We start from the raw sequence: 9,398 nt of genomic DNA, 5'->3' as shown, positions 1-9,398 counted from the left end.
GGCGTCGGCGGCCGCGGTGCCGGTCACGCCGGAGGCGTCGTCGGGGACGGCCGGCAGTGCGGGCCGGCCGTCGCGGGCCAGGAGCGTCAGCGGCCGCGCCGGCGTGGTCTCCGGGAAGCGGCCCTCGGGTACGTGTGTCTCCCCTGTGACGAGCCGCACCTGGTCGCGGGGACAGCCCCATGGCCGGCCCCCGGCCTCGTCGCCCAGGCCGGCGCGGGCGAACAGGCCGCCCTCGGCGTCCAGGACCAGATCACCCGGTTGCCACTGCTCGCCCTCGATCGGGTGGTGCGCGTCGCTCATACGGGCACGTTAACCACCACCACCGACAATTAACGTCAGGAGCAGCGCCGGCCGATGAACGAAGATCCGGTGGTTTCGCCCGCCCCGCCCGCCGCGCGGCGGAGAAATGTCGGAGCCGCCCGGCACGATGAGCGCATGATCGACGCTCCCCCCCACACCGAGCTCTCCGACCAGGCCGCCTACGCCGCGGCCGTGCAGCTCGCCACCGACGCCGCGGCGGCCTACTACGGCCAGGGTGACTCCTCGCTCGACGACGACGCCTACGACCAGCTGGTGCGCGGCATCGCCGCGTACGAGAGCGAGCATCCCGAGCACGTGCTGCCGTCCTCGCCCACGGGCAAGGTGGCCGGCGGCGCGGTCACCGGCGATGTGCCCCACACGGTGCCGATGTTGAGCCTGGACAACGTGTTCGGCCCCGAGGAGCTGGCCGACTGGGCGGCCTCACTGGAGCGCAGGCTCGGCCGGCGGGTGACCTCCTGGAGCGTGGAGCCCAAGCTCGACGGCCTGGCCATCTCCGCCCGCTACCGCGGCGGCCGCCTGGTCCAGCTCGTCACCCGCGGCGACGGCACCGCCGGTGAGGACGTGTCCCACGCCATCGGCACCATCGTCGGCCTGCCCGGCCGGCTGGCCGACGCCGTCACGGTGGAGCTGCGCGGCGAGGTCATGCCGAGCAGTTCGAGCAGGCGTGCGCCAAGCGTCAGGCGCACGACGGCAGCACGTTCGCCAACCCGCGCAGCGCCGCCGCCGGCACCCTGCGCGCCCAGGACCGGCCGTACACGTGCGAGCTCACGTTCTTCGGCTACGGCGCGCTGCCCGATCCCGGCGACGACTCGGAGCAGGCGGCGCGGCTGCGTGAGCTGCCGCACAGCGAGATCATGGCGTGGGTCGCGGAGCAGGGTGTGCGGACCACCGCCGACACGCCCGTGGCCGGGATCGTCGCCGTCACCCTGGACGAGGTTCAGGCGCGCGTGGAGCACATCGCCGCCGAGCGGGCCGAGCTGCCGTTCGGCATCGACGGCATCGTGATCAAGTGCGATCTGGCGGGCGACCAGCGGCAGGCGGGGTTCAGCTCGCGGGCGCCCCGCTGGGCGATCGCCTACAAGCTCCCCGCCGTCGAGAAGATCACCAAGCTGGTGGGCGTGGAGTGGAACACCGGCCGCACCGGCGTCATCGCCCCGCGCGCGGTGCTGGAGCCGGTCGAGCTGGACGGCAGCGTCGTCACCTACGCCACCCTGCACAACGTCGCCGACATCACCCGGCGCGGCCTCATGCTCGGTGACAGCGTCGTCGTCTACAAGGCCGGCGACGTGATCCCCCGCGTCGAGTCCCCGGTCGTGCACCTGCGCACCGGCGCCGAGCAGCCGATCGTCTTCCCCGAGGTGTGCCCGTCCTGCGGTGACGCCATCGACAGGTCCCAGGAGCGGTGGCGGTGCGTGCGCGGCCGCGCCTGCCGCGCGATCGCCTCGATCGGCTACGCCGCGGGACGCGACCAGCTCGACGTCGAGGGTCTGGCCGACAACCGCATCCAGCAGCTCCTCGACGCGGGGTTGATCGCCGACTTCGCCGACCTGTTCTTCCTGACCCGCGAGCAGCTCCTGACGCTGGAGCGGATGGGCCGGACCAGCACCGACAACCTCCTGGCCGCCATCGAGCGGGCCAAGAGCCGGCCGCTGAGCAGGGTGTTCTGCGCGCTCGGCGTTCGCGGCACCGGCCGGTCCATGAGCCGCCGCATCGCCCGCCACTTCGGCAGTATGGACGCCATTCGCGCGGCCGACGCCGAGGCGATCCAAGCGGTCGAAGGCATGGGCCCGGAGAAGGCGCCAGTGGTGGTGGCCGAGCTGGTCGAGCTGGCGCCGCTGATCGACAAGCTGGTGGCAGCCGGAGTCACCATGACCGAGCCCGGCTGGAGGCCACCCGTCGTCTCTGGCACCGACGTCGCCCTCGATGCGCAGACGACTTCGGAGGTGGGTGGCACGTCCGAGTTGCCGCTGGTGGGGATGTCCGTGGTGGTCACCGGATCAATGAGCGGTGCGCTTGAGGCGCTGACCCGCAACCAAATGAACGAGCTGATAGAACGCGCTGGAGGCAAATCCTCCTCCAGCGTCTCGAAGAAGACCAGCCTGCTGGTGGCCGGGGAGAATGCGGGCTCCAAGCGCGCCAAGGCTGAGAGCCTGGACGTGCGGATCGTCGGCCCCGAGGAGTTCGCCGACCTCGTCGGCGCGTTCCTCTGATCGGCGCCGGAGCTGTAGAAGCGGGGACTGGAGAGCAGATCGGCGGCGATAACCGTCAGCCGCAGGTCGTCCAGCTCGCCGCGCCGAGGGTGCCGTTCCCAGGCAGCCACGCTCGGCCGAGGCCACCTCGCGGATGTGAGCCCGATGCCGCGACTGACGAACCTGGCGAAGAGTCGGGTCCTACCCGGCTCGAGGCGCGGCCAACCGCCCCGCTACGTCCTACTTCTCCTCAGGCTCCCAGGCGCGGAGCAGGTCGAGCAGCCCTGCGTCTCCGTCAACGTGCAAGGATTCGGCCGGGATACGGTCGTACAAGTAGAGGACCAACTCACTGGCCGTGCCATGGATGGAGGCGCCGACTGCGTCCGAGTCCTCGCCGGTCGCGGCAGTGGGCGCGGGGATGCGGGTGGAGCGTGCGCCGTCGCCGTCGACCGTGAGGCGCCAGGAGCGGCCCTCGGCGGCGTGGAAGTCGAAGGCGGTGGGCTTGTGCGGCCAGGCACTCGGCGTTGCGCAGACGGTGAACAGGAACTCCTCCACACCGTCGAGTGCCACCTCGACCGGCAGCGGCCGCGGGGTGCCCCCGGCGAGCTGGGCGTCGTACGTGTGCACCGCGGTCTCCTGGGCCCGGTGCCGGGCGACACCGCCGGAGGTTTGCGGTGACTGCGACGCAGGCCACCACGTCCAGCAACCGCTCTCCGGTCCTGCCTCGCGCAGGGCGCTCAGCAGAAGCTGCGTCGACGTGGCCAGCCAGGCCAGCAGCGCCTCACGCTCCCGCGGCACTTCCAGAGCGGCGCGCGCAGCGGTGGCCTCGGCCGGGGGAGCGTCGGCAGGCCCCGCGCCGACGATGGCGGCCCAGAAACGGTCGCCCCCACCCAGATGCTTCACCAGATCGAACAGCGTCCACTCCGGGCAGGTCGGCACCTGTGCGTCGAGACTGGGCGCGGCGGCGACCGCGGCGCGGAAGGCGGTCGACCGTTCATCGATCAGTCGCAGCAGGTCAGGGAACTCAAGATGCTTTTCCACGCCGAATGTCTATCACCGTGCTCCGGTGATCGGACAGCGATTTTCACAGTCGCCGCCGTTGGCCATTGCGGACGTCGTCCTCGCCTCCCGCCGCTCGGGTGACGAGCTGCGCACTACAGCGAGGACGCTGGTGGCGGCGGTACGCCCGGCGTCATGCCTGTGGGTGCTGTGGCCTCGCCGCGCGGCCGGGCACCTCGGCGACGTGGAGGCGCCTCGGGCCGCGCCGAACTGACTGCCGCTCAACGAGACATGATCACTGCGGGACACGGCGTGTGCCGCGATGCCCGGCGACGTGATCCCCGCGTCGAGTCCCCGGTCGTGCACCTGCGCACCGGCGCCGAGCAGCCGATCGTCTTCCCCGAGGTGTGCCCGTCCTGCGGTGACGCCATCGACAGGTCCCAGGAGCGGTGGCGGTGCGTGCGCGGCCGCGCCTGCCGCGCGATCGCCTCGATCGGCTACGCCGTGGGACGCGACCAGCTCGACGTCGAGGGTCGGTCGTGGTCACCGGGACGATGACCTGTCGCTGCTGGTGGCGGGCGAGAAGGCCGGCTCCAAGCGGGCCAAGGCCGAGAGCCTGGGCGTGCCGATCGCCACCCCCGAGGAGTTCGCCCGGACGGTCGAGCGGTTCCTGTAGGGGGCGTGGACCGGGAGGTGCGGTCCACGCCCGTGCGGCTCAGCAGCCGTTGGTCACGTAGCAACCCTTCACGTACCACTTGCCGCTGTAGTAGGCACCGCTGGTGGCCTTGCTCGTACTGCCCACGTAGACCAGGTTGCCCGGCACGTACGAGCAGGACGAGGTGGAGCAGAAGTAGCCGTAGACCCGGAAGTAGGTCTCAAGCCCGCTGGTGCACCTGACGCTCACCGAGTGGTCGGAGCTCGCGGTCTTGGAACAGCTGCTCACCGCGGCCGCGGGGGAGGCGGTGCCGCCGATGAGGGCGGCAGCCCCGAGAGCGATGCCGGCGACGCTGGAGAAGATCTTTTTCGTCATGAGTGTTCATGATCACCGGCAGGGCCGTCCTTGGCAACCGGAAAAGCGGAATGCCAGGACCGAGTGCTTGTCCGCCGGCCGGGCTACGATGAGGTCGATCCCTGCTGATGTCGTCGTATGCGGCAACGGCATTCGACACAGGCGCAGGAGCGTGCGGGCATCGTCACCCCCTTGGTCATCAGCGTGCGACGACATTCCGGCGTGGACGTGGTCCGGCTGGTGGGAGAGCTCGACGGACACACCCTCGGCCGGTTCGCCGCGGCTCTGGAGCCGCTGCTGGCGGCTCCACGGCCCAGGGTGGTGGTGGACGTGGCCGGGCTCGGCTTCTGCGACTCCAGCGGGCTGCGCGAACTGCTCGGCCTCCAGCGCCGGGCCGAGAGCGCCGGCGGCGCGCTGCGCCTGATCGGTGTGCACGGCAGCCTCGCCCGGCTGCTCACCGTCGCTCAGCTGGTCGACCGGTTCCCGCCGTACGACAGCCTGGAACACGCCTGCAGCTGGCCGGCCACCGCCTGAGAGCCTCGTCCCGGCGCCGGCCGTGCCGGCCCTACTCCGTCACCTCACCCGCTCCAGCGCCTCCCCCGACCGAGTCCGCGGCGGCTTGGGCCAGGGCACGGACCAGAGGACTCTCGCCGGCGGTGCGCCACACGAGGGCCCATCGGCAGGGGGCGGCGTCGCGGATGGGCACGAAGGCGAGGCTGGGCCAGGGGTAGTAGTGAGCCGCCTCGGCCGCGACCCCGGCGACGGCCTCGCCGGAGGAGACGACGGAGAGCACCTCCTGCCAGGTGGACACCTTGGGAGCGTGGCGAATGGGGCGGCCCGCCGGCGTGTGGAAGGGGGCGAGGGTCTCCTCCATGTACGGGGGGATCGACGTGCCCGCCGCCACGACGCAATCGGCGAGGTCTTCCAGGCAGATGGAGTCGTACCCGGCGTACGGGTGGCCGGCGGGGACCATCAGCATCACCTGAGAGGTGTGGATGATCGGGCCGACGGTCAGGTCGGGCTCGCGGATCGGCAGCCACAGCAACGCGACATCGACCCCGCCGGAGCGGAGCAGTTCGAGCGGGGAGGGCGGCTGGACTTCGCGGTGTTGCAGCCGAACACCCGGGTGGCGGGTCTTGAACAGGTCGAGGATGGCGCCGATCTCCAGGGACAGCGGGCCCATCGTGCCCAGGGTCAGCGTTCCCACGGTGCCGCGGACGGCGCTCCTGGCGGCCTCGATCCCGTCCATGATCTGCCGGTACCCGGACCCCACGTCATGCAGCAGTTGCTCGCCGAGCGGGGTGAGGCGGACCGTGCGGGAGGTGCGGTCGAACAGCGTCGCACCGATGCGCCTCTCCTGCTTGCTGATCACCTGGCTGACCCGGGACGGGGTGATGTGCAGCCGCTCGGCCGTCCGGCCGAAGTGCAGCTCCTCGGCCAGCGTCAGAAAGATCTCGATGTCCCGGAGCTCCATCACCCGTCCCGATCGTCAACCTGAGACTCAACGCATCGTTGAGCCCGCGCTCAACGATGGTGAATCTACCGCTCGACGACGCGTCGCCGGGACCTCCCTGGTCGACGCCCGCACGGCCAGGCGCGCCTCTGGACGTCATCGCGGTCACTCTGAGGCACGAACAACCCAAAGGGTGATAGAAGAGACCATCAGCCAGCAGGTGCGATGACGGAGGGAGCCCGGTCATGGAGGTGTCAGGTCAGGATGCCGGGCGCTCCTGGACCATGTCGGACGGAGGTTTGGGGCGGCTGCAGGATCTCTGCGACGCGGGGGCGTACGTGGCGGACGACCGGGGCCGCATCATCGAGGTCACGCCTCAGGCCGAACGCCTGCTGCGCCGCACCGCCGGGGAGATGCTCGGCCGCGACGCCCACGACCTGCTGCACCGGGGAAGGTACGGTGAGCCCCTGCCGCGGAGCCGGTGCAGGATGAGGCGGCCGCTCATCACCGGCAGCACCGCGCAGGGAGAGCAGCAGTGGTTCGTGCGCGGGGACGGCGTGCTGATGCCGGTCGCCTGGATGGTCGCCGCCTGCCGGCTCGGCGAGGGCACGCGGGGAGCACTGGTGATCTTCCATGAGACCGCCTCCTCCGCGTCCGGCACGCAGGAGCCGGCCGGCGCCGCGGCCTCGATGTCCGAGCTCGACCGGCTGGCCCTGCTGGCGGAGACCACCTCGACGCTCACCGCGAGCCTCGACGTGGAAGAGACCCTGCGTCAGCTGATGCGCCTGGTCGTGCCGCTGCTGGCCGACTGGACGGTGGTGGACCTGCTCACCGAGGAGGGCGGGGTGTCGCGGGCCGCCGTGGTGCACTACGAGGACGGCGCCCTGGTGCACCATGAGGACCTGGAGGGGCCGATGCCCCCCGTCCCGCAGGAATCCCCCATGCCCCTGTCGCGGGCATTGCGCGGAGTCACCGCGACGCTGGCGGGCCCGGAGACCTACCAGGGGCCTCCCGACTCCGGCATCGCGGTCGCCCAGCAGGAGCTGTTCCAGGCGACCGGCATGCACTCCGCGTGCATCGCGCCGATCCGCGGCGTGCGGGAGGTCGTCGGGGCCCTGACGCTGGGGCGCTCCGATCGGCCCGGGGCGTTCACCACCGCCGACCTCCTGCTGGTCGAGGACATCGCCCGCCGGGCGGGGCTCGCGCTGGACAACGCGCGCCTGTACGAGCGGCAACGGCGGGTGGCCGAGACCATGCAGCGCCACCTGCTGCCGCAGCTGCCGATGGTGCCCGGGCTGGAGATGAGCGCGTCCTACCGGCCCGCGCCCCACGCCTCGCAGGTCGGCGGCGACTGGTACGACGCCTTCGTCCTGCCCGACGGCGCGACCGCCCTCGTGATCGGCGACGTGGTCGGCCACGACCTGGACGCCGCGGCAGGCATGGCGCAGGTCTGCAACATGCTGCGCGCGTACGCGGGCGGCCAGCAGGACCGGCCGAGCGTGATCGTGGACCGGCTCGACCAGGCGGTGGCGCGCATGGCCGAGACCACGATGGCCACCGTCGTGTTCGCCGGGCTGGAGCCGCGGGAGGACGGCGGATGGCGGCTGCGCTGGACCAACGCCGGCCATCCGCCGCCGCTCCTGGTGGAGCAGGACGGGCGCACCCGCTTCCTGGAGTCCGGGCACGGCCTCCTGCTGGGCACCGGCATACGCATTCCCCGGGTCGACGCCACCATCGAGCTGCCGCCCCGGTCCACCCTGGTGTTCTACACCGACGGCCTGATCGAGTCGCCCACCCACTCCATCGACGACGGGATGGCCCGGCTGAGGCGGCACGCCGCCTCGATGGCCCAGCGCCCCGTCACCTCCCTCGGCGACGCGCTCCTCGACCGCGTCCGCCCGGCGGACAACGACGACGACGTCGCCCTGCTCATCGTGCGCGTCCCCGGCTGACACCGTCGCGGCGTCGCCGGCCGCTCCGCAGTTCGGCAGGCCGGCCGGTCACGCGGGCAGGCCGGCGCCGTCCAGCAGGGCGCCCGCCGTCGCGACGGCGAGGCCGTCGAGGCCGCACGCCTGCACGACCGCCCGCGCGCTCGACCCGTCGAACACGACGGTCAGCTGCCGGGCCAGCAAGGCGGGGTCCTCCGCTCCGCCGCGCTCGGCCTCCTGCTGGAAGAACGCGGTGAGCGCGTCCTTGCGCCGGCGGGCCACCACGCTGGCCGGGTGCTCCGGCGACTTGACCTCCACCGCCGCCGACACGAGCGGGCAGCCCCGGAAGTCCGGTGCCGCCGCGGCCTCCTCCAGGCGTTCGAACACGTGCATGATCCGCGCGCGCGGCGGCCGGCCGTCGGCGGCGGGGGGCAGCAGGTAGGCCTCGTAGGCGGGCGCGGCGCGCTCGAGGCTCGCCGCCACCACTTCGTCCTTGCCGGCGAACAGCTGGTACATCGAGCGCTTCGACACCCCCGCCGTACGGCACAGCGTCTCGATGCCCACGCCGACGCCCTCCCGGTAGAAGAGCTCCGCCGCGGCGTCGAGCAGACGATCACGGGTGGAGGCGCGAGGTGCCGGCGTGGCCGCCGCCGGGGACGGCGTGGTGGTGGGGGCCGGCGTCGGATCGGTCATGCGCCAAGGCTACATCCCGGTTTGCACCTTGGAAACCGAACGGTTTACGCTGCGAGGAAACCGATCGGTTTCCATAGCGAGGAGTACCTCATGACCAGCATCAAGGGCTCGGTGGCGATCGTCACCGGCGGCAGCCGCGGCATCGGCAAGGCACTGGTGGAGACGCTCTACCAGCGCGGCGCCGCGAAGGTCTACGCGACGGCCCGCGACCCCCGCACGGTCACCCACCCGGACGCGGTCCCGTTGGCCCTGGAGGTCACCGACCCCGCCTCCGTGGCCGCCGCCGCCACCCAGGCTCCGGACGTGAACATCCTGATCAACAACGCCGGGACCTCGTCCGGGGCCACGTTCCTCGACTCCCCCGTCGACGACGTCCGCCGCGAGTTCGAGGTCAACTTCTACGGGCCGCTGCTCGCCACCCGCGCCTTCGTCCCGATCCTCGAACGCAACGGCGGCGGCCACATCCTCAACCTCCACTCGGTGCTGTCGTGGATCACGATGCCCGGGGTGGAGGCCTACAGCGCGTCCAAGTCCGCGCTGTGGTCGCAGACCAACGCGCTGCGCCTGGCGCTGCGGCCCCGCGGCATCAACGTCAGCGGGCTGCACGTCGGCATGGTCGACACCGACATGACCGCCGGGATCGACATTCCCAAGGTCGCCGCGCAGAGCGTCGCGGAGCAGGCGCTGGACGGCATCGAGGCCGACGCCGCCGAGATCCTCGCCGACGACCTGAGCCGTCAGGTCAAAGCGGGTCTCTCCGCCGACCTCGCCGTCCTGTACTCCCAGTTCACCGGCTGAGAACGACG

10 protein-coding genes and 2 pseudogenes are annotated in these 9,398 nt (G+C 71.9%); 7 read left to right on the top strand and 5 right to left on the bottom strand.

All coding sequences use genetic code 11. The features are described from left to right. Positions 1-300, bottom strand: a 300-nt coding sequence (locus ABZS51_RS30705) for a hypothetical protein (protein WP_355448185.1), incomplete at its 3' end; no start/stop codon positions are given. Positions 301-354: 54 nt separating this feature from the next. Between ABZS51_RS30705 and ABZS51_RS30700 the strand changes: the two are divergent. Beyond that, a pseudogene (locus ABZS51_RS30700) lies at positions 355-906 on the top strand (hypothetical protein); the annotation flags it as partial. Positions 907-1,028: 122 nt separating this feature from the next. After that, a pseudogene (gene ligA / locus ABZS51_RS30695) lies at positions 1,029-2,531 on the top strand (NAD-dependent DNA ligase LigA); the annotation flags it as partial. A 219-nt stretch (positions 2,532-2,750) separates the two neighbouring features. Here ligA and ABZS51_RS30690 read toward each other — a convergent pair. Continuing rightward, positions 2,751-3,551, bottom strand: a complete 801-nt coding sequence (locus tag ABZS51_RS30690; RefSeq protein WP_355448182.1) for a maleylpyruvate isomerase family mycothiol-dependent enzyme — start codon at positions 3,549-3,551, stop codon at positions 2,751-2,753. 58 nt (positions 3,552-3,609) lie between these two features. Between ABZS51_RS30690 and ABZS51_RS30685 the strand changes: the two genes are divergently transcribed. Continuing rightward, positions 3,610-3,783: a hypothetical protein gene (locus ABZS51_RS30685; protein ID WP_355448179.1), complete on the top strand. Its 174-nt coding sequence runs from the start codon at positions 3,610-3,612 to the stop codon at positions 3,781-3,783. A 17-nt stretch (positions 3,784-3,800) separates the two neighbouring features. Next, positions 3,801-4,067, top strand: a complete 267-nt coding sequence (locus tag ABZS51_RS30680; RefSeq protein WP_355448176.1) for a hypothetical protein — start codon at positions 3,801-3,803, stop codon at positions 4,065-4,067. Positions 4,068-4,224: 157 nt separating this feature from the next. Here the strand turns inward: ABZS51_RS30680 and ABZS51_RS30675 are convergent, their stop codons facing one another. Then, entirely contained in the window at positions 4,225-4,539 is a 315-nt protein-coding gene (locus ABZS51_RS30675) for a hypothetical protein (protein ID WP_310713141.1), read from the bottom strand. A 183-nt stretch (positions 4,540-4,722) separates the two neighbouring features. On the opposite strand from ABZS51_RS30675, the gene ABZS51_RS30670 reads away from it, so the two are divergent. Then, positions 4,723-5,052, top strand: a complete 330-nt coding sequence (locus ABZS51_RS30670) for an STAS domain-containing protein (RefSeq protein WP_355448173.1) — start codon at positions 4,723-4,725, stop codon at positions 5,050-5,052. Between the two features lie 31 nt (positions 5,053-5,083). Here ABZS51_RS30670 and ABZS51_RS30665 read toward each other — a convergent pair whose 3' ends face one another. Continuing rightward, complete coding sequence (locus ABZS51_RS30665; RefSeq protein WP_355448188.1) at positions 5,084-5,992, bottom strand: LysR family transcriptional regulator; 909 nt, start codon at positions 5,990-5,992, stop codon at positions 5,084-5,086. 224 nt (positions 5,993-6,216) lie between these two features. Here ABZS51_RS30665 and ABZS51_RS30660 point away from each other — a divergent pair, with 224 nt between their 5' ends. Then, a complete protein-coding gene (locus ABZS51_RS30660) occupies positions 6,217-7,923 on the top strand; it encodes a SpoIIE family protein phosphatase (protein ID WP_355448170.1) in 1,707 nt (568 codons plus the stop codon). A gap of 48 nt (positions 7,924-7,971) precedes the next feature. Here ABZS51_RS30660 and ABZS51_RS30655 read toward each other — a convergent pair whose 3' ends face one another. Further along, the gene (locus ABZS51_RS30655) at positions 7,972-8,592 is read right to left on the bottom strand and encodes a TetR/AcrR family transcriptional regulator (RefSeq protein ID WP_355448168.1); all 621 of its coding nucleotides are present in this window, start codon (positions 8,590-8,592) and stop codon (positions 7,972-7,974) included. A gap of 90 nt (positions 8,593-8,682) precedes the next feature. Here ABZS51_RS30655 and ABZS51_RS30650 point away from each other — a divergent pair, with 90 nt between their 5' ends. Then, a complete protein-coding gene (locus ABZS51_RS30650; protein ID WP_355448165.1) occupies positions 8,683-9,390 on the top strand; it encodes an SDR family oxidoreductase in 708 nt (235 codons plus the stop codon). Positions 9,391-9,398 lie beyond the last annotated feature (8 nt).

The sequence above is a fragment of the Nonomuraea sp. NPDC005501 genome, from assembly GCF_040605905.1.
In the GTDB taxonomy this organism is placed as follows: domain Bacteria; phylum Actinomycetota; class Actinomycetes; order Streptosporangiales; family Streptosporangiaceae; genus Nonomuraea.
Note: the sequence above shows the minus strand (reverse complement) of the source record. Positions and strands in the feature narration are given on the sequence as shown.